Raw genomic sequence first — 18862 nt, forward strand, 5'->3', positions numbered from 1 at the left:
ACCAGTGAGAATTTGTGCAGGTTGCGCCCGCCAACCGCCGCAGCTACGCCCGGTGAGCCGGCTCTTTCCGCCCTTCCTGCTCAGTTTCAGACTGCCGGTCTGGGTGGGTGCCGCCGTCGTGCTGTGCCAGCTTGGAAGGCCACCAGATTTTCGGTCCGATGTCGTACGCGAGCGCCGGAACCAGCAGTGAACGCACAATCACCGTGTCGAGCAGCACGCCGAATGCCACTATGAAGGCGATCTGCGCGAGGAACAGGATCGGGATGACGCCCAGGGCCGCGAAGGTTGCAGCCAGCACTACGCCCGCGGAGGTGATGACCCCGCCCGTCACACCCAGCCCGCGGAGAATTCCAGGCCGTGTTCCGATGCGCAGTGACTCTTCCCGTACCCGGGTCATCAGGAAGATGTTGTAATCGACGCCGAGCGCGACCAGGAACACGAAGCCGAACAGCGGAACCGACGCGTCCGCGCCATCGAACCCGAGCAGGTTGTTGAACACCAGCGCCGAGACACCGAGCGCAGTGGCGTAGGACAACACCACTGAACCGATGAGCAGCACCGGCGCCAGGACGGACCGCAGCAGCAGCATGAGGACCACCAGGATCACCACCAGGACGATGGGGATGATCTTCGTCAGGTCTGCCTGGGCGGTCTCGTTGGTATCCAGCGCGACGGCGGTCACGCCACCGACCAGCACGTCCGCGCTCACCGTGTCCAGATCGGTGCGCAACTGCTTGACGAGCTCCTCGGCCTCTGCGGAGTCAGCCTGGTAGTCAAGCGTGGCCCTGACCAGCACATTTCCATCGCGTACGACGACGTCGCCCGCCTGGTCAGCGGCAACGGTCGCCTCAGCGACGCCCTCCTGCGCTTCGAGGACATCGAGCACGCCGTCTTCCTGCCCTTCGGGAGCGATGATGGTCACCGGGCTGCCGGCGCCGGCGTTGAAGTGGCGGGCCAGTGCATCCTGACCATCCACCGCATTCGACGGAGTCAGGATCAGCGAGGACTGCGGGACACCCGAAGCCTGAAGTTGAAGCAGCCCGAGGGATCCTGCCACGAGGACCAGCAGGGAAACGATCCAGACAGGCCGGGAAGACCGTGAGATGAGTCCACCGACCCGCTTCCAGACGCCGCGCAGTCCTTCCAGACCGGTGACGTTGCGGCCGTGGACACCGGCCGGATGAGTGCCGGCCTTCGGCCGTAGCGGCCAGAAAGCGCTTCGCCCGAAAAGCAGGAGGAAGGCGGGCAGGAGGGTCAGCGCGGCCAGCAGGGAGAAGACAATGCCGATCGCGGCAATGGGACCAAGGCTGCGGTTCGAGTTGAGATCGGAAAAGAGAAGGCACAGCAGGGCGAGGATCACCGTGGCCCCGGAGGCGATGATCGGCTCGACCGAGGCCCGGTAAGCAACTTTCATGGCATCCCACTTAGAGCTGAACTCGGTGAGTGCTTCACGGTAGCGGGCAACCAGCAGCAGCGCGTAGTCCGTTGCCGCGCCGATCACCAGGATCGACAGGATCCCCTGGCTCTGCCCGCTCAGCTCGATCCAGCCCCACAGGGCGAAGGCGTAGACGAGCAGAATCGAGGTTGCCAACGCGAAGACGGAGGTGAACAGCACCAGGAACGGCAGGATGAGCGCACGGTACACGGCCAGGAGGATCACGAACACCGCTGCCAGGGCAACAGCCAGGAGGATCCCGTCAATTCCGCCGAATGCACTGACGAGGTCAGCGGTAAAGCCCGCCGGCCCGGTGACATAGCCCTCGGTACCCGCGGGAAGCTCCGCCTCAAGCACCTCGCGGAGTTCGATGACCACCTCACCCAGCTCGGCGCCGTCGGACACTGAGGCGATGTATTGGATGGCAAGGCCATCCTCCGAGGGGATGGGACCGATGACAGCCGGCTGCCCCTCGGCGGCAGGCTCAAGGCCGGGCACCTCAGTCAGCTGACCAGCCAACTCCTCATAGAGCGGGAGTTCCTGGGGAAGGATCTCGGTCTCCGACTCAACCACGATCACCGCGGGCACCGCGGTGGATTCCGTGAACGCTGCCTGCAGCTCGCCGGCCTCCGTCGATTCGGCGCTGGCCGGGAGGAAGGACGCCTGATCGTTACTGGAAACCTCCTCCAGCTTGCCGAAAGTGGGACCGCCGAAGCCGGCACCGATGAACCACAGCACCACGATGAATGCCGGGAAGAACACCCGGACCCACTTCTTGTTGAACATGCGCAACCTTCCTGGAGTATCTCTGCTGCCTACTATATCCACGATCGAGATAATTCGCAGTATTCTAATCTTGGAGATGAACAGGAGGAAGATGGCCGCCGCATCACGTGAACTACTGGCTTTGCTTCAGCAGTTCACCGTTGAGACTGACCGCTACGTGGACACGGTCAGCGTCCGCGATTCCCTGCACCGCACGGATCTGAACGCACTGGGGATCATGATGGGTGCTGCGCGCGCCGGCGCCACCGTGACACCCGGGATGCTCCGCCACGCCCTGAACCTGAGTTCACCGGCAACCACGGCGCTGATAGACCGGCTCGATGAAGCGGGGCACGTCCGCCGCTCCCGGAGTTCTGTGGATCGGCGGCAGGTACACCTCGAGATGACGGAGAAGGCACTCGAAACCGGGTCCCGGCTATTCATCCCCCTGGCACGTGAAGTGGAACAGGCCCTCTCCGGGTTCGCCCCCGAAGAACTCGAGTTGTTCAGCACCATGATGCGCAAGGTCACGGACGCCACCGTGAACGCGCGCCGTCAGGCGTCGGAGGACGCGCCGGAGTAACCTGTCGGTCATGAATGATGAGGTCTACTCCCATGGCCACCACGCCAGCGTGACGAGCGCCCATGCAATGCGCCGGGCGCAGGATTCCGCCGGATACTTGCTGGAGCACCTTTCCTCCGGGATGCGCCTGCTCGATATCGGCTGCGGCCCGGGGAGCATTACCGCCGATTTTGCTGCACTGCTGGACCCCGCAGTGGTGATCGGCATGGATCGGGCCGAGGACGTCGTGGCTCTGGCGGCGCGCACCTATGCCGGCATTGAGAACCTCTCATTTCGCACGGGCAATGTGTATGACCTCGATCTTGAGGACGAATCCGTTGATGTGGTGCACGCCCATCAGGTGCTGCAGCACCTCACGGACCCGGTTGCGGCGCTACGCGAGATGCAGCGCGTCACCCGCCCTGGCGGCATCATCGCCGTCCGTGATGCGGACTTCCACGCCATGGCCTGGTACCCGCCGGCTCCGGAGCTGGACGAGTGGATGGAAACCTACCAACAGCTCGCCCGCAGCAACAGGGCAGAGCCCGACGCCGGCCGCCACCTCCTTGCCTGGGCTCACGAGGCGGGCCTGACGGAGGTGGAGGTATCGTCGTCGAACTGGTTGTATGCCACGCAGGAGCGCCGCCGCTGGCACGCGGAGACCTGGGCGGAGCGCGTGCTGAGCTCGGGCTTCGCGGAGCAGACGCTTGAGCGCGGTCTGGCGGACAGCGCCGCGCTGGAACGGATGGCTGCCGGTTGGCGGCGCTGGGGTGAATCGCCCGACGGCTGGTTCCTCATTCCGTGCGGGGAGCTCATCATCCGTGTGTGAAACAGTTGTCGATTCGGTTCGCGTGTGAAGTTGTAGGGTGAGGCGATGATGAGCCGGACCCTGCCAACCGATCCTGAGCATTTCGACATCGTGGTGGTCGGTGGCGGCCACAACGGCCTGGTTGCGGCAGCGTACCTGGCCCGTGCCGGCCGGTCCGTGGTGGTCCTTGAACGGCTGGACCGGGTGGGCGGCGCAGCGGTCTCGGCCGAAGCGTTTCCAGGCACCGGTGCCCGGCTGTCCCGCTACTCCTACCTGGTGAGCCTCCTGCCGCAGCAGATCATCGAGGACCTCGATCTTGACCTGCAACTGGTACGACGGCGGTACTCCTCCTATACGCCGCTGCCCGGCTTTGACGTGGGGCTACTCATCGATATCTCCGATGACGAGGCGACCCGCGCCAGCTTCGAACGCATCGGTGCTGAAAACGACACCGGCGGATTCGCGTCCTTCCACCGGAGCACTTCGATACTCGGCGAAAAGTTGTGGCCGACGGTGACGCAGCCGCTGCTGCGCCGGGCTGAGGCGCGCGCGTTGGTCGGCGACGACTCGGTGTGGGAAGACTTCATCGAGCGGCCGGTCGGTGAGGTGATCGAACGCTGCGTGGACAGCGATCTGGTGCGCGGGGTCTTACTGACCGATGGGCTCATCAGCACTTTCGCCCAGGCACACGACGAGGATCTGCAGCAGAACAAGTGCCTCCTGTACCACGTGATCGGCGGTGGCACCGGGAACTGGGATGTGCCCGTCGGTGGAATGGGCGCGGTCTCGGGAGAGCTGGAGCGGGCGGCGCGCGAAGCAGGCGTGGTGATCCGCACGGAAGCGGAAGTGACCGCTGTGGCAGCTACAGTCGGCGGAACACCGGTTGTGTATTACAGCGAAGGCGGTGGTCCTCAGCGGGTGAGCGGCGAAATTGTCCTCGCGAATGTCACGCCGGCCGCTCTGGGCCGGCTGATGGGCGGGCCGGATGCCTCACGCTTCCCACCGGCGTCGCACCCTGTTGCTGAAGGCGCCCAGGTGAAGGTGAACATGCTGCTGTCCAGGCTTCCGCAGCTCCGCGACCCGAATGTGAAACCCGAGCAGGCATTCGGCGGGACGTTCCATATCAACGAGACGTACCCGCAGCTGGAGAAGGCCTATGACGAGGCGGCCGCCGGCCGGGTACCCGACCCGTTGCCGATCGAGATCTACTGTCACTCGCTGGCGGATCCTTCGATCCTGTCGCCGGAGTTGCGGGAGGCGGGGGCGCACACACTCACCGTCTTTTCCCTGCAGACCCCTCACCGGCTGCTCGCTTCAGGGGACCACGATGCTCGCCGCGCTGCGCTGCAGCAGGCTGTGCTGGCGTCGCTGAACAGCGTGCTGGCCGAGCCGATCGAGGACTGCATCCTCGCCGGACCCTCGGGTGAGCCCTGCATTGAAACCAAGACCACCCTCGATCTCGAGGAAACGTTGGGCCTGACGGGCGGGAACATCTTTCACGGACCGCTGTCGTGGCCCTTTGCGGACGACGACGAACCCCTGGACACGCCCGCTCGCCGGTGGGGTGTCGCAACGGATCACACGCGCGTCCTGCTGTGCGGAGCGGGGTCACGGCGCGGCGGCGGCGTGAGCGGACTCGGTGGTTACAGCGCCGCGATGGCGCTGCTGGAAGAGGATTAGCCGAGGATTTCGGCACGTCCCCTGCGACCGTCCCGCTTCAGTACCTAGGATTGATTCATGTACAGGATCGTCACTGTCTGCACCGGCAATATCTGTCGTTCCCCCATGGCCGAAATTATGCTGAACCGCGCCTTTGAGGAGGCTGGTCTGGCCGATGACGTCCTGGTGGATTCCGCCGGCACCACCGGCTGGGAAGCAGGTAACCCGATCGATGAGCGGGCGGCCGCGAAGCTCACCGAACTCGGGCTTGTCAGCGATACGCACCGTGCGAGGAAGTTCGACCCGGAGTGGTACAGCGAGCGCAACCTCATTCTCGCGCTCGATGTTGACCACTACGAGGACCTCCGCCTGGAAGCGCCCGACGCCGAGAGCCGGAGCCGGGTGCGCATGCTTCGCGAATTCGATCCGGCCGCTGCCGGGACACCGGTTTCCGAGCTCGGAATTTACGACCCGTGGTACGGAGATCAGGCAGACTTCGAAGCCACGTGGCGAATGGTTAACGACGCCGTTCCCGGGATCGTTCAGTACGTACTGGAGGAACTGGCGCGGGGCCACGCCGCCCGCTGAGTGCTGACGAGGCTGGAGTCCTACTCCCCCGGCAGAGCCCTATACGCTCTCGACCGAGGCCTCGCAAGATCATCAGCAGCATGGACGAGACCCTGTATGCCTCCGCGGCAATGAAAGCGGCGTTGAAGGTTCCGTGCGGCCCCTAAGATTAACCAGTGACCCTTTCGATTTGGCTGGCGCTGGTCGGCGCCCAGGCGCTCATCAGTTTCACCCCGGGTGCCGGAGCCGTCAACACTATGAGCAACTCGCTCACCCTCGGCTTTCGCCGCTCCATGTGGGGCATCCTCGGCCAGCAGCTGGCACTGCTGGTACACATCGGCGTCGTCGCGGCAGGGGTTGGCCTCCTGGTCGCCGGGTCCCCGCTGGCATTCAGCATCATCCGCTACGCCGGTGCCGCTTACCTGGTTTACCTGGGCATCCGGAAGTTCTTTGAGCCCCTGGTGCCAGCCGAGCAGGCGGCCACACTCCACGCCGAGGGCGCTGCGTCAATGTTTCGCCGCGGCCTCTGGGTGAACCTGCTCAATCCCAAAGCGATCGTGTTTTTCCTCGCGTTCGTCCCCCAATTCATCCGGCCCGAGCAGGAGCTTTTCGGCCAGTACGGGGTGCTGGCGGGAACCGTCGTCGTTATTGATGTTCTGGTGATGTGGCTGTTCTTCGCCGCCGCTGCACGTTCCTTCAGCCGGTTCACCAGCGGCCCGCGCGGGCAACGCGTCCTCAACCGCACGTTCGGCACCCTGTTCGTGGCCGTGGGTGCGCTGCTGGCATTCGCCTGACGTATGGGTCACAAGTCCGCGAACGCCGTCGCTCCGCTCATCATTGCCGTGGACGGCCGGTCCGGAGCGGGTAAAACCACCCTCGCCGTGGAACTTGTTGCACTGCTGCGCGAACACCACACCGTCAGCCTGTTCCACCTCGAGGACATCTACCCCGGTTGGGACGGCCTGGCCGACGGCATGGAGCGGTACGTCCGCACGGTGCTCACCCCGCTGACTTCCGGACTGCCCGCCCGGTGGACGGCGTGGGACTGGACAACGAACGACGACGGCGCCACCCATCTCACCCAACCCGCTGACATTGTGGTGGTCGAGGGCGTGGGTGCGGCCTGCGCAGCTGCCCGGGAACTGCTCGACGTGGTGGTGTGGATACACGCTGACGACAATCTCCGCCGGACCAGTGCACTCGTCCGGGACGGCAATACGTATGCGCCGTTCTGGCAGCGTTGGTCCGAACAGGAAGAGCGGTGGCTCGCAACCGACCGGCCCGCGCCCCACGCTGACCTGCTGGTCCAGGGCCATCGCGGCAACGCCGTTCCGGACCAGCTTCGTCGTGCCTTGGCCGGACTGCCGCAGTGTGAATCGCTCATGTCCATGGAGCGTGCCGCACGGCGGGGTCTTACGCTGCAGGTTGAGAGCGTCGCAGGGTGTCCGGACGCCGCAGGCGTTTTCTCCACCCTGTATGGCGGAGCTGAGGCCGCTGCCTGGCTGGACAGCTCCGCGGCCCAGGACCCGCAGGGCCGCAGCCGCTTCTCCATCCTGGCTGACGACGGCGGCCGGTTCGGGCAGGTTGCGCAGCACACCTCCGGCGTCACCATGGTCAGCAGCGGCCCGGTTACTGCCCGGATTGCCGGTCCATTTTTCCGCTGGCTCGACGGCGTGTGGGGTCGCCGCGCGGTCCGGTCGCCGGAGGACTATCCGGGGCCGTTCGCACTCGGCTGGCTGGGCTACCTTGGCTACGAGCTGAAGCGTGAAACCGGTGGTTCCGCTCCTGCGCACGGTTCCAGTTCGGTTCCGGATGCTTCGCTGCTCTTCGCGGGGCGTGCCGTCGTCCTTGACCACCGGGAACAGCGCACCTACCTGCTGACCTTGAGCGACGGCTCCCGCGACGCCGACGCCGATGCGTGGCTGGAACGTGCCCGCGCCGTCATGCTTTCCGGGGGCGCTGCTCCGGCGGTGACAAGTCCGGTGGGTGCACCGCGCCCACTGAGTGCACCCCGCTTCACTGCGCGGGACACACGCGAGCCCTACCTGGAGAAAATCCGTGCGGCCAAGGCGGAAATCACGGACGGCAACTCGTATGAGGTGTGCCTGACGACGGCCCTGACCTCACGCGAGGAAACGCCCGTCGACCCATTCGGCATCTACCTCGCCCTGCGAGGCGCCAATCCTGCCCCGTTTGCGCACTACTTCACCTTCCCGGGCTTCGCCGTCGCGAGCACCTCGCCCGAACGATTCCTGCGGCTGGACTCCACCGGCGGAATGCGGGCCGAACCAATCAAAGGAACCCGGCGCCGCTCCCCGGACCCAGCCCAAGACGCCGCCCTCCAGGAGGATCTGCGCACCAGCACGAAGGACCGGGCAGAGAACATCATGATTGTGGACCTGCTCCGCAATGACCTCTCCCACCTTGCAGTCCCCGGCACCGTGACGGTGACCCGGTTGTGCGACATCGAGACCTATGCAACCGTTCACCAGATGGTGAGCACCATCGACGCCCGGCTCCGGCCCGGTTCCTCCCGTGCCGAAGCCGTTGCGGCCGCATTTCCCGCCGGCTCAATGACGGGTGCGCCGAAGATCAGCACCATGGCTATCCTGGACCGGCTCGAGGAAGCACCCCGCGGCGTCTACGCCGGCGCCGCCGGCTACTTTTCCCTCGATGGGGCGGCGGATCTCGCCGTCGTCATCCGCACTCTCGTGCTGGAGGACGACGACGGCGGCACCCGCCTCACACTCGGAGTGGGCGGCGCGATCACTGCGGATTCCGACCCCGCCGAGGAGTGGGACGAGGTCCGGACGAAGGCGTTCGGGGTGCTGTCTGCGCTTGGTTCGAGCTTCCCCAGCTGACGCTGCGATCGAGCGGTTCGCTGAGCGGGCCTTTCGTCCACTTGGCGTCTGTGGAAGCATGGGACGCCCGAGGAAAGTGCAACGAAGGAGAACGGTCATGACTAGCTCCAACGATGAAAACACGCCCAACCTGAACGACGTTCCGGAGCCCGATAACGAGTTCCTTCCCAAGCGCATCCATCAGGGCCATGCGGGGCAGCCTGAACGCCTCGATGACGATGCCCTGGCGGCCGCAACGGAGCAGGAACGGGTCGACGCCGGTCTCATCGACTACGCACCGGACCAGGTTCCGGACGCTGCCGATCCCCTCCCTGCGGAAGCTTCCGATGAAGCAGACTTTGCCCAGCGCGGGCTGAACGAGGACAACGACACGAGCTCCTGACCTGCCCGGTCACTATGCTGATCGCATGACTGTTCTGGTGTTCCTCGACCCCGCCCGTCCCGACGGCCGCATAGCTGACGCAGCACAGCCGCAGCTGATGGTTACCGACACCGGGATCACGCGGGGTGACGGCATCTTCGAAACAATGCTCGCGGTCAACGGCGCTCCCCGGAAGCTGCAGGCCCACCTCGCCCGGCTGGCGACGTCCGCCGATGCGCTGGAACTGAAGATTCCGTCGTCGGACGTGTGGGAACGCGCCATCACCACCGCGCTGGCGGCAGCCGACGACGACGGCGAACTCGTGGTCAAGGTCGTCGCCACCCGGGGCGAACCAGAGGCGGGAGCCACCGCGTGGGTCCAGGTGTCCGCCGTACCGGTCGGGTTGCGCGGCCAGCGGCTGTCGGTCCTCCTGCTTGACCGCGGCTATGACAGCACGGTTGCCCAGCGTGCTCCGTGGCTGCTGATGGGCGCGAAGACCCTTTCCTACGCGGTGAACATGGCGGCGGTCCGCTACGCCCGCTCGCACGGCGCCGACGATGTCATCTTCACCTCGTCTGACGGCAAGGTCCTCGAAGGCCCGACCTCGACGGTCCTGATTGCGCGGGTCATCGACGGCGTCAAGCACCTCATCACGCCTCAGCTTGAGAGCGGGATCCTCCCCGGCACCTCGCAGGGCGCACTGTTTGCGGCGGCGCGCGAGGCAGGTTGGGAATTGGGTTACGGACCGCTCGTGCCGGAAGACCTGTTCGCGTCTGACGGCGTTTGGCTGATTTCGAGCGTCCGTCGGCTCGCCGAGGTCGAGTCCATCGACGGAAAGCCGGTGACGGTTTCACCGGAGTTGACCGCGGAGTTGAGCGGTCTCGTAGCGTCCGTTTCCTAGCCCGAGCGCCCGTCCCCCAGCCCGACCGCCCGTTCCCTGGCCCACTCGTCCGTCTCCTGCCCCACCCGCAAAAGTGCCGGGAATTCGCAGGATCGTGGGGACATCCCCACGAACCTGCCACGCATCGGCACTTTTGGCTCAGGCCTGCCACGCATCGGCGCTTTTGGCTCGGACCTGCCACGCCCCGGCGCCTTTGGCTCGGACCTGCCACGCCCCGGCGCCTTTGGCCCGAGTACCACGGGCGTTACCGCACGTTACGGCCCGGCATGGCAGGCATGGCGCCGCCGGTGCTACGTTCATTCCGGAGTAACGAGTGCCAGCGCCAAGCCCTGACTTGCTGGACGGCAACCCTCTTTCACGGCGGGGTGCCTCAGGTGACTACTCGGCACAACGATCACATCCCATGATCACCAGCGTGCACAGCGTGAGGAGACACAATGGCACTGCATTCCAACCCCCATCCCCCGGCGAATTCCCGGCCCGGCAACGGCTATGCCGGCAACATCACCGCACGTGATGCGGTGGAACGCGTCAGCAAGGGCGCCGTGCTGGTGGATGTCCGCACTGTCGAGGAATGGCGGAGCGTCGGCGTTCCCGACCTCACCGACGCCGGGACCGTCCCCCTCTTCCTCGAGTGGACGCGCTCCGACGGCAGCCGTAACGTCTCCTTCCTCAACCAGCTGAACGGGCTCAAGGGCCGCGAACTGCTTTTCCTGTGCCGTTCCGGCGTCCGTTCTGTGGCAGCAGCACAGAATGCCACCGCCGCCGGTCACACTGCCTACAACGTGCTGCACGGATTTGAGGCCGACGGCGGCTGGCGCTCCAGCGGCCTCGCCACCACAGTGCATGCAGAAGAAGCCCCAGAGAGCACGGATACGACAGATCACGCAACGACCACAGGACAGACCGCGATCACAGAACGGACCGGCGCTGCCCGTTCGGCAACGGACCGTGGCGACGCCCGTGAATGAGCACACGCCAGTAAGTGAGCCCGCGCCGTCGTCGTTCTCTCCGGCGGCCAGCCGTGAGCCCATCGCGGGGAACGGCGGCTACCCCCGAATCCAACGCCCGGATGACGACGGCGCTGCCTGGTCACCCGATACCCTCGCGGTACGCGGGGGGCTGGCACGGTCCAACTTCGAGGAGACGTCCGAGGCGCTCTTCCTGAACTCGGGCTTTGTGTATTCCTCTGCTGCGGCGGCGGAGGCAGCCTTCACCGGGGACGTCGACCGCTTTGTATACTCCCGGTACGGCAACCCGACTGTCGCCATGTTCCAGGAGCGGCTTCGCCTGCTCGAGGGTGCGGAGGCGTGCTTCGCCACAGCCAGCGGCATGTCTGCCGTCTTCACCGCGCTCGGTGCCCTCCTGGCCTCGGGCGACCGCGTTGTTGCCTCACGCAGCCTCTTCGGCTCGTGCTTCGTCATCCTCAACGAGATTCTGCCGCGCTGGGGTGTGGAGACTGTCTTCGTGGACGGCTGGGACCTCGGCCAGTGGCAGGAAGCACTGAGCATTCCCACCACGGCGGTCTTCTTCGAGTCGCCGTCCAATCCGATGCAGGAGATCGTCGATATCCGGGCGGTCGTTGAGCTCGGCCACGCGGCCGGTGCGCAGGTCGTCGTCGACAATGTCTTCGCCACACCGCTGCTGCAGCGGTGTACGGAACTGGGTGCCGACGTCGTCGTCTATTCCGGCACCAAACACATCGACGGGCAGGGCCGGGTGCTGGGCGGCGCGATCCTCGGCCGCAGGGAGTTCATCGAGGGTCCGGTGAAGACACTCATGCGGCACACCGGGCCCGCGCTGTCGTCATTCAATGCCTGGACCCTCCTCAAGGGACTGGAAACCCTTTCCCTGCGGGTGAACCACTCCTCGTCCTCGGCGCTGACCCTCGCCCGCTGGCTTGAAGCCCAACCGGCTGTGAACTGGGTCCGTTACCCGTTGCTCGAATCGCACCCGCAGTTTGATCTCGCTGCCGCCCAGATGACAGCCGGCGGCACGGTGGTGACCTTTGAACTGGATGCACCCGAGGGAAAGGCGAAGGAGCGCGCCTTTGCGCTGCTCGATGCCCTGAAAGTCATCGATATCTCCAATAACCTGGGCGATTCAAAGACGCTGATCACCCACCCTGCTACCACCACACACCGCGCCATGGGTCCAGGAGGGCGTGCCGCAATCGGCTTGACCGACGGCGTCATCCGGCTCTCGGTGGGCCTTGAAGACGTAAGCGACCTGCAGACTGATCTGGGCAAGGCACTCACTTCCTGATGTCTGGGTAGCCTCACCCCGTAACCCAAACGATCGTCCAAGGTTTCCCCAAGAAGGCAGGAGCAATCTTGCTGCTGAGGCACACATCGAGTACGTAGTCTGGGCGGGCGTTTTCAACGCACCCCGATGCGCGTCCCACCAAAAGAAACACCTTTGGAAGGGATGTTCCCATGTCTGTCAGCAGGCGCAATTTCCTGGCGATGGGCGGCTTCGGTGCTCTGGCCGCCGCGACCCTCACCGCTCCCCTGGCCTCCATCAGCGCGAAGTCCGCGCCGGTCCTGGACGGCTCAAAGCTCAAGCCCTATCAGCTCGCGTTCACCCGTCCGCCGTTCCTGGCGCCGTACAAGACGGGAATCAACCCGTTGGACGGGAAACCGCAGAACTTCTACAACGTGACCCAGAAGGCTGCGACGGCCTCCCTTGTTCCGGGACTGAAGACACGCATCCTCGGCTACAACGGGATCTTCCCGGGTCCCACCATTTCCATCGATCAGGGCACGCATGCCGTTGTGACGATGCGGAACCAGTTGCCGAAAGCCCATCCCGACTTCGGGACTCCGATGGCAACGTCGACCCACCTGCACGGTTCAGCGTCCCTGCCGCAATACGACGGCTACGCCTCCGACACCACGCTGCCCGGGTTCCGGAAGGACTACCACTACCCCAACTTCCAACCCGCACGCACACTCTGGTATCACGACCACGGCGTCCATTACACGGCGCAGAACGCATACTCGGGCCTTGTCGCCATGTATCAGATCCACGATCCGGCTGAGCGCGCCTTACTACCGCAGGGCGAATTCGACGTGCCGCTCATGGTGAGCGACATCCAGCTGCGCGCCGACGGAAACGCAAACTATGACGACCACAACCACAGTGGCCTCTGGGGTGACATCAACCTGGTCAACGGGGTCCCCTGGCCGCTCATGAAGGTCAAGCGCCGGATCTACCGCTTCCGGGTGCTGGTCTGCGGCATCTCAAGATCATTCCGGTTCAAGCTCAGCACCGGGGAGCCGCTGACAGTCGTGGCGACCGACGGCGGACTCATGCCTCGCGCGATCCCGGTGGCCCAGTACCGGCATGCCAACTCGGAACGCTATGAGGTCCTGATCGATTTCTCAAAGTACAGGGCGGGTCAGCGGATTGAGTTGCAGAACGTTTCCAACCCCAACAACATCGAGTTCGGCAATACCCGCCGGGTCATGGCCTTTGACGTCACGGACGACGCCTTCGACCGCAATGATCCGACTGCGCTGACACTTCCCACAGTCCTCGCTAACAGCAGTCCGATGCAGCTGACCCGGGCGATGGCCAAGGCCACCCGCCGGCTACGGGTGGAGCGCCAGAACGGGGAGTGGAAGATCAACGGTATGAGCTGGGCGGATGTGATCGCGAGCAACTTCCAGAAGGTCATCGCCAATCCCGGTGCCAACGACGTCGAGATCTGGGAAATCGAAAACAAGTCGGGCGGCTGGTTCCATCCCGTGCACATCCACCTGGTTGATTTCCACATCCTCAGCCGGAACGGACAGCGCCCCTTCAGCTATGAGGAGGGCCCGAAGGACGTCATGTACGTGGGTGAGAACGAGACCGTTCAGGCGATAATGCGGTTCGAACACCAGAAAGGCCGCTACATGGTTCACTGCCATAACCTCCCCCATGAGGACCACGACATGATGCTGCAGTTCAGGGTCGGCCTGTTGCAGGGTGAACCGGATCCCAACGACCCCATCACCGCCGCACGCCCGGTCTTCGACAGCCCTGTCGGGTAGCGCGGCGACCTGAAGCTGGGATTCACCTGTGAGTTCTCCCGCAAATTGAACCATCCGGGGTAGTTCGTGCGTCTTCCCAGCAGAGGGGTCGAGTGGCCACTCCCATCCCCCGGGTGTCCAGGGGGTGTTTACGGGAGGAATCAACATGAGTAAAGCAATGCGTGTCTTGTTCGCCGTCATCGCCGTTTGCCTGTTGGCGTTGACCGGCTGTGGCGGCTCCACCTCAACCGAGACCGAGACCAGCCCCCCAGCCGCAGAAACCACGCCGGCAGAAGAACCGACAAGCGCTGAGCCCACCGAGGCGGAGACAACGGAGGGGGCTTCCGAGGAACCATCCGGTGAAGCAGCGGCCGGCGGAACCGTCGGAACGCCGCTCGGTGTCGCCGAGACCGACCTGGGTGAGATCGTCGTCGACTCCGAAGGCATGGTGGTCTATTACTTCACCAATGACGAGGCGAACTCCGGGGTGAGCGCCTGTGAGGGCGGCTGCCTTGAAGCCTGGCCGCCGGTGCTCAGCGACAGCGAGACACCCGAAGTGGAAGGCGTTACGGGCGAAGTGGGCACCATTGAAACACCCGAGGGTGAACTGCAGGTCACGATCAACGGCATGCCGATCTACTACTTCGCCGAAGATGAGGCTCCGGGTGACACCAACGGCCAGGGCGTCAACGAGGTGTGGTACGTCGTAGCCCCTGACGGCGAGATGATCCAGTAAGGTAACGGCCGCGGCTAACCGCTCGAGGCCACATCCCGGGCAAGCAGGGCACTCTTGAGGGAGCGCAAAGCGTAGTGCAGACGGGATTTCACGGTCCCTTCCGGTATGGACAGGGACCGTGAAATCTCCGCCGCTGTCTCGCCGCGGAAGTAGAAGTGAAGTACCACGTCGCGGTGTTCAGGCGACAGCTCATTCAGTGCATCCGTCAGCAGCCACGAGGTCAGCAACTGCTCGACCTCGTCATCGGAAGGAGTATCCGGAACCTCGTCCACATCGAACTCGTGGCGGCGGAAACCGCTGCGGAACGAGTCCACCAGGATGTTCCGGGCAACGACAAAGAGCCAGGCACGGATTTCAAGCTCGCTGTGACCGCGCATCACCGGATGCTCCCACGCCCGCAACAGGGTGAGCTGGACCACCTCGTCAGCCAGAAAGGCGTCCGCTGTCAGACGACGGACGAAGCGCCTCAGCGGGCGCAGGTGGTTGTCCCTGATCACGCTCAGCCAGTCAGCCTGTCCATCGGCCATGTTCGTTCCCCACGTTCGACATCACACCGCAGTACCTACCCATTGAGACGATGGAACGTTGGGAAAAGCCTGCGCTTTTCGAAACGCTGCCTTCATGATGCACCCCCGGAGCGCATCCGGAACAGGGGCCTGCTAGCCGAAAATGAAGTTCCAGGTGCCGGCGAGGACCGCCGCGGTCACGGCGCTCGCTGCGATCAGCACACCCACCAGGACAACGACGACGTCCACTCGGCTGAAGGTGCTTTCCCTGGCCCAGGTGCGCGGACCGGCTCCGAAACCACGAGCCTCCATGGCCACAGCCAGCCGGGTGGCCCTGCGGATGGCCTGGACCATGAGCCCGAACGCCTGCCCCAGAAAATGCCCGAACCGCGCTGCCGGGTTCCCCTCATGCCCTACGCCGCGGGCGTGCCTGGCGAGGCCCAATGTGCGCCATTCGTCGAACAGCAAGCCGACCAGCCGCATTCCGGCGAGTGCTCCCAACACAAACCGGTGCGGCGCCTTCAGCCGCTGCGCCAGGGCATCGGCAAGGTCCGTCGGGTCGGTGGTGGTCAGGAGAAATAGCCCGGGCAGCGCGATTGCGAGCCCACGTAGGCCAATCGCGAGCCCGGCGTTGACTGAATCTTGCGTGAATAGAACGGGCCCGAACTCGAGAAGAACGCGTCCGGTCTTTTCAGCCAGTAGCGCGGTGCCGTACGCGGCGACCACCGCCGCGATAACAAACGGCCACGTCCTCAGGAAGAGCTTCCGCACGCTGATGCCCAGCAGCGGGAGCAGCAGCAGTTCACTGCCAAGGACGACGCCGGCACTCACCCAGTCCACGCTCAGCATCACGACGACGGTGATCACCACAGCCGCGAAGAGCTTCGAGAGCGGATTGGCCCGCGGAAGCACCGTTCCGGTGACGGTGGGATTCACCACGTTCATGCTCACGCCGCCGCCTCCAGCGTTGCGGACGTACCGTCAACGGCCGCAATGCGGCTTCCGAGCGCTGCCGTGTACTCGCGGTCATGCGTCACCGAAACCACGCAGGTCCCCCCGTGGATGAGTTCAACCAGCAGGGTTACCAGCTCCGCCCAGGTGTTGGCGTCCTGGCCGAAGGTCGGCTCGTCCAGGATGAGGATGTCCGGGTTGGTGGCGAGCATGGTGGCAACGGACAGCCGTCGCTTTTCACCACCGGACAGCGTGAACGGATTCGCTTTCAGCAGCCCCGTGAGCCGGAGCCGCTCGGCGATGGGGTCAATCCGCCGTCGTACCTCCTCCTCGGTAAGCCGGGCCACCCTGCGCGGGCCGAACTCCAGTTCCTCACGCACTGTGTTGGTGAGGAACTGGTGTTCGGGCTCCTGGAAAACCGTGCCGATCCGGTTGACCAGGTCGGCGGACTTCCACTCATATGGTGTCGCGCCGGCGCCGCGGGCGAGCGGCTCCAGAGCTGTCAGTCCGCCTCCCCGGGGGCGGAGCAGCCCGGCGAGAGTGAGCGCGAGCGTTGATTTCCCGGCACCGTTGGGCCCCAACACGCTGACTGCTTCCTGCTGTCGCAGAGTGAGGTCGACGCCGCTGAGAACTGCCGGTCCACGCTTGGTGCGCGCAACGGACAGCCCGGACGCCTGCAGCAGGTCCGTTCCGGAGCCGGTACGAACTGTTGGTGTCTCCGGCCGGTAACCCGGCACCCAGACTCCTGCCTCAATAAGCCTGGCCCGCGTGGATTCGTGCCGGAGCACTGTAGCCGGAGCACCATCGGCGAGGATGCCGCCGTCCGAATCGAGCACCACTACCCGATCAACGACGTCAGCCCAGATCTCAACTCGGTGCTCCACCACAACGAGCGTCGCCGAGGTTCGGTTGAGTACGCGGAGAACGGCATCACGCACTTCCAGTACTCCGGCAGGATCCAGGTTGGCGGTCGGCTCGTCAAGGAGCAGCAACCCGGGTTGCATCGCGAGGACTGCTGCAAGCGCCAGCCGCTGCTTCTGACCGCCGGACAGCGCGGTGGTGGAGGAATTCAGCGGGACATCGAGGCCGACGTCGTCCAGCGACTGGCGTACGCGTGGCCAGATTTCGTTCCGCGGCACGGCCAGATTTTCGGCACCGAACGCCACTTCGTCGCCGACCCGGGCGAGCACCAGTTGGCTGTCCGGGTCCTGGAGCACCAGCCCGGAGCGGCCTCGTGAGTCAGCCGGGCTGACGCCGTCGATAGTGAGTTCGCCGGCCTGCTCGCCCTCGTCCTGATCTCCCAGGACGCCGGCGAGTCCATGCAGCAGTGTGGACTTTCCGGCGCCGGAAGCGCCGAGGAGGAGGACACGCTGACCCGGCTCGATCGTCAGGTCGATGTTTCGGACGGCCCAGCGTGTTCGTCCGGGGTGGCGCCAGCCCCAGCCCTTCGCTGTGATCGACGCCGGGACGGGCTCCGCGACGGCGGTCATGCTAGACGTCTGCCGTGCGGCCTGCGGCAAACGCGGACAGGGCACCGGTCTTTGCAAGGCCGCGCGTGGCAAGCCACGGCAGCAGACCGGCGAGCACAACACCGGAAATGGCGGCGAAGACTCCGTACATCAACTTGTAGTCCAAGGTCCACTCGACGTTGTACATGATGTTTTCGCTGATGGCGAGGGCAAGTCCGGCGCCCAGACCTGCGAGCAGAGCTACGCCGAGGTTCCAGCGTTTGTAGAGGAACAGTGCGAAAATCAGTTCCGCGCCAATGCCCTGGACCAGCCCGGAGAGAAGGACCGCCATGCCGAACTGCGTTCCGATCAGCGCAGACACGGCCGCCGCAAGTACCTCGCAGTAGATGGCAGCGCCTGGCTTGCGAATGATGAGTCCGCCCAGCACCCCGGCAATGAGCCAGCCGCCTGAGTACAGCCCGGCGAGAGGCGGAAAGGCAGCTGTTACCGCGGCAATGCCGCTGTAGCCGGCGGACCAGGCGAAGAAGATGACGCCCACGGCCACCGCGATGACCGAGGCGACCACAATATCGACGACACGCCACTCATAGCGGCGCCGGGATTGGGACGGGGTAATGCTTTGTGTTGCAGTCATGATTGTTGATCCTCCTGGGTACAGGAGGGGAAGGCTTTCCGGCAGGACGCCGTGAAGCCTCGAGAACTCGACTCCCTTCGCCGGTACTAACCGGATCAGGTTCGAGGGTCTGCGGTGATCCGCACTCTCAGCGCCCACCACCTACGTGGTTGCGCTCCCCTGTCGTTGTTTGAGCGATACCAACTCTACACCGGGGGCCGTGCCGGGGCCGTCGTCGTAATTGTGGTTGTCCCTGGATGACCCACGGACCCTCCATGGATCACCGCTATAACGCTAGGCTGGGACCAAAGCCAAGCCGACTGAAAGAGGCACCATGAACACGATTTTCAAACTGATGGGCGTTGGACTGGGCATCGGAGCGGGCCTCGTGGGCACGCAACTGGTGGACTTCATCTGGAAGCGTGCCACCGGGAACGAGCCACCGAAGGACAAAGAGGGTCTGGAGAACAGCCTCCGGTCGGCGCTGGCGTTCGCCGTGATCTCGGGTTCGGTCAGCACCACCATCCGCGTGCTCACCAACCGCACCACGCAGCGGGCCATCCACCGCTACGAGCGCACCCGCCACCTCACCTAGGCCACTCCTTTGCAGGCCTGTGGATAAGTCGGTTTGACTTGTCCTGCACATTGGTGG

At 64.9% G+C, this 18862-nt stretch carries 18 protein-coding genes and 2 riboswitches; of the genes, 13 read left to right on the forward strand and 5 right to left on the reverse strand.

Annotated features, from left to right (window positions below; all coding sequences use genetic code 11):
• Positions 1-43 precede the first annotated feature (43 nt).
• Entirely contained in the window at positions 44-2221 is a 2178-nt protein-coding gene (locus AC1MBU_RS15120) for an MMPL family transporter (protein WP_277357367.1), read from the reverse strand.
• Positions 2222-2312: 91 nt separating this feature from the next.
• On the opposite strand from AC1MBU_RS15120, the gene AC1MBU_RS15125 reads away from it, so the two are divergent.
• The 12 genes from AC1MBU_RS15125 (at position 2313) to AC1MBU_RS15180 (ending at position 14671) form a co-directional block, all read left to right on the forward strand.
• Positions 2313-2783 carry a MarR family transcriptional regulator gene (locus AC1MBU_RS15125; RefSeq protein ID WP_082565801.1) on the forward strand — a complete coding sequence of 157 codons (471 nt, stop codon included), beginning with the start codon at positions 2313-2315 and terminating at the stop codon, positions 2781-2783.
• A gap of 10 nt (positions 2784-2793) precedes the next feature.
• Positions 2794-3591, forward strand: coding sequence for a methyltransferase domain-containing protein (locus AC1MBU_RS15130; RefSeq protein WP_277357368.1), 798 nt, complete (start codon positions 2794-2796; stop codon positions 3589-3591).
• Positions 3592-3636: 45 nt separating this feature from the next.
• Complete coding sequence (locus AC1MBU_RS15135; RefSeq protein ID WP_471672139.1) at positions 3637-5250, forward strand: phytoene desaturase family protein; 1614 nt, start codon at positions 3637-3639, stop codon at positions 5248-5250.
• A gap of 105 nt (positions 5251-5355) precedes the next feature.
• Positions 5356-5817 (forward strand): low molecular weight protein-tyrosine-phosphatase, encoded by a 462-nt coding sequence (locus tag AC1MBU_RS15140; protein WP_471672140.1) that lies wholly within the window; start codon positions 5356-5358, stop codon positions 5815-5817.
• 155 nt (positions 5818-5972) lie between these two features.
• Positions 5973-6590, forward strand: coding sequence for a LysE family transporter (locus tag AC1MBU_RS15145; protein ID WP_479787832.1), 618 nt, complete (start codon positions 5973-5975; stop codon positions 6588-6590).
• A gap of 3 nt (positions 6591-6593) precedes the next feature.
• The gene (gene pabB / locus AC1MBU_RS15150) at positions 6594-8657 is read left to right on the forward strand and encodes an aminodeoxychorismate synthase component I (RefSeq protein WP_479787833.1); all 2064 of its coding nucleotides are present in this window, start codon (positions 6594-6596) and stop codon (positions 8655-8657) included.
• A gap of 97 nt (positions 8658-8754) precedes the next feature.
• Positions 8755-9039: a hypothetical protein gene (locus tag AC1MBU_RS15155; protein WP_277357372.1), complete on the forward strand. Its 285-nt coding sequence runs from the start codon at positions 8755-8757 to the stop codon at positions 9037-9039.
• 25 nt (positions 9040-9064) lie between these two features.
• Positions 9065-9919 carry an aminodeoxychorismate lyase gene (locus AC1MBU_RS15160; protein WP_479787835.1) on the forward strand — a complete coding sequence of 285 codons (855 nt, stop codon included), beginning with the start codon at positions 9065-9067 and terminating at the stop codon, positions 9917-9919.
• Between the two features lie 305 nt (positions 9920-10224).
• Positions 10225-10350, forward strand: a riboswitch (SAM riboswitch).
• A gap of 6 nt (positions 10351-10356) precedes the next feature.
• A complete protein-coding gene (locus AC1MBU_RS15165; RefSeq protein ID WP_277357374.1) occupies positions 10357-10890 on the forward strand; it encodes a rhodanese-like domain-containing protein in 534 nt (177 codons plus the stop codon).
• Positions 10891-10978: 88 nt separating this feature from the next.
• Positions 10979-12184: an O-succinylhomoserine sulfhydrylase gene (locus tag AC1MBU_RS15170; RefSeq protein WP_277357462.1), complete on the forward strand. Its 1206-nt coding sequence runs from the start codon at positions 10979-10981 to the stop codon at positions 12182-12184.
• A 170-nt stretch (positions 12185-12354) separates the two neighbouring features.
• Positions 12355-13956 carry a multicopper oxidase family protein gene (locus AC1MBU_RS15175; protein WP_479787839.1) on the forward strand — a complete coding sequence of 534 codons (1602 nt, stop codon included), beginning with the start codon at positions 12355-12357 and terminating at the stop codon, positions 13954-13956.
• 145 nt (positions 13957-14101) lie between these two features.
• On the forward strand, positions 14102-14671 hold the full coding sequence (locus tag AC1MBU_RS15180; protein ID WP_082565800.1) for a COG4315 family predicted lipoprotein: 570 nt from the start codon (positions 14102-14104) through the stop codon (positions 14669-14671).
• A gap of 14 nt (positions 14672-14685) precedes the next feature.
• Here AC1MBU_RS15180 and AC1MBU_RS15185 read toward each other — a convergent pair whose 3' ends face one another.
• From AC1MBU_RS15185 to AC1MBU_RS15200, 4 genes are all read right to left on the reverse strand, one after another.
• A complete protein-coding gene (locus AC1MBU_RS15185) occupies positions 14686-15198 on the reverse strand; it encodes a sigma-70 family RNA polymerase sigma factor (protein WP_056543299.1) in 513 nt (170 codons plus the stop codon).
• Positions 15199-15330: 132 nt separating this feature from the next.
• Positions 15331-16122, reverse strand: coding sequence for an energy-coupling factor transporter transmembrane component T family protein (locus AC1MBU_RS15190; protein WP_479789808.1), 792 nt, complete (start codon positions 16120-16122; stop codon positions 15331-15333).
• Positions 16123-16124: 2 nt separating this feature from the next.
• On the reverse strand, positions 16125-17618 hold the full coding sequence (locus AC1MBU_RS15195; RefSeq protein WP_479787842.1) for an ABC transporter ATP-binding protein: 1494 nt from the start codon (positions 17616-17618) through the stop codon (positions 16125-16127).
• A gap of 1 nt (position 17619) precedes the next feature.
• Entirely contained in the window at positions 17620-18231 is a 612-nt protein-coding gene (locus tag AC1MBU_RS15200) for an ECF transporter S component (RefSeq protein ID WP_056543290.1), read from the reverse strand.
• A 55-nt stretch (positions 18232-18286) separates the two neighbouring features.
• Positions 18287-18402, reverse strand: a riboswitch (TPP riboswitch).
• Positions 18403-18544: 142 nt separating this feature from the next.
• Here AC1MBU_RS15200 and AC1MBU_RS15205 point away from each other — a divergent pair.
• Complete coding sequence (locus tag AC1MBU_RS15205) at positions 18545-18805, forward strand: DUF4235 domain-containing protein (protein ID WP_056543288.1); 261 nt, start codon at positions 18545-18547, stop codon at positions 18803-18805.
• The last annotated feature ends 57 nt before the right edge of the window (positions 18806-18862 follow it).

Source organism: Arthrobacter sp. PTI12 (assembly GCF_056679915.1).

Bases quoted from the DNA above. Each gene is read 5' to 3' on its own strand.
- AC1MBU_RS15120 (WP_277357367.1), bottom strand. From the start codon at position 2,221: ATGTTCAACAAGAAGTGGGTCCGGGTGTTCTTCCCGGCATTCATCGTG.
- AC1MBU_RS15125 (WP_082565801.1), top strand. From the start codon at position 2,313: ATGGCCGCCGCATCACGTGAACTACTGGCTTTGCTTCAGCAGTTCACC.
- AC1MBU_RS15130 (WP_277357368.1), top strand. From the start codon at position 2,794: ATGAATGATGAGGTCTACTCCCATGGCCACCACGCCAGCGTGACGAGC.
- AC1MBU_RS15135 (WP_471672139.1), top strand. From the start codon at position 3,637: ATGATGAGCCGGACCCTGCCAACCGATCCTGAGCATTTCGACATCGTG.
- AC1MBU_RS15140 (WP_471672140.1), top strand. From the start codon at position 5,356: ATGGCCGAAATTATGCTGAACCGCGCCTTTGAGGAGGCTGGTCTGGCC.
- pabB (WP_479787833.1), top strand. From the start codon at position 6,594: ATGGGTCACAAGTCCGCGAACGCCGTCGCTCCGCTCATCATTGCCGTG.
- AC1MBU_RS15155 (WP_277357372.1), top strand. From the start codon at position 8,755: ATGACTAGCTCCAACGATGAAAACACGCCCAACCTGAACGACGTTCCG.
- AC1MBU_RS15160 (WP_479787835.1), top strand. From the start codon at position 9,065: ATGACTGTTCTGGTGTTCCTCGACCCCGCCCGTCCCGACGGCCGCATA.
- AC1MBU_RS15165 (WP_277357374.1), top strand. From the start codon at position 10,357: ATGGCACTGCATTCCAACCCCCATCCCCCGGCGAATTCCCGGCCCGGC.
- AC1MBU_RS15175 (WP_479787839.1), top strand. From the start codon at position 12,355: ATGTCTGTCAGCAGGCGCAATTTCCTGGCGATGGGCGGCTTCGGTGCT.
- AC1MBU_RS15180 (WP_082565800.1), top strand. From the start codon at position 14,102: ATGAGTAAAGCAATGCGTGTCTTGTTCGCCGTCATCGCCGTTTGCCTG.
- AC1MBU_RS15185 (WP_056543299.1), bottom strand. From the start codon at position 15,198: ATGGCCGATGGACAGGCTGACTGGCTGAGCGTGATCAGGGACAACCAC.
- AC1MBU_RS15190 (WP_479789808.1), bottom strand. From the start codon at position 16,122: ATGAACGTGGTGAATCCCACCGTCACCGGAACGGTGCTTCCGCGGGCC.
- AC1MBU_RS15195 (WP_479787842.1), bottom strand. From the start codon at position 17,618: ATGACCGCCGTCGCGGAGCCCGTCCCGGCGTCGATCACAGCGAAGGGC.
- AC1MBU_RS15200 (WP_056543290.1), bottom strand. From the start codon at position 18,231: ATGACTGCAACACAAAGCATTACCCCGTCCCAATCCCGGCGCCGCTAT.
- AC1MBU_RS15205 (WP_056543288.1), top strand. From the start codon at position 18,545: ATGAACACGATTTTCAAACTGATGGGCGTTGGACTGGGCATCGGAGCG.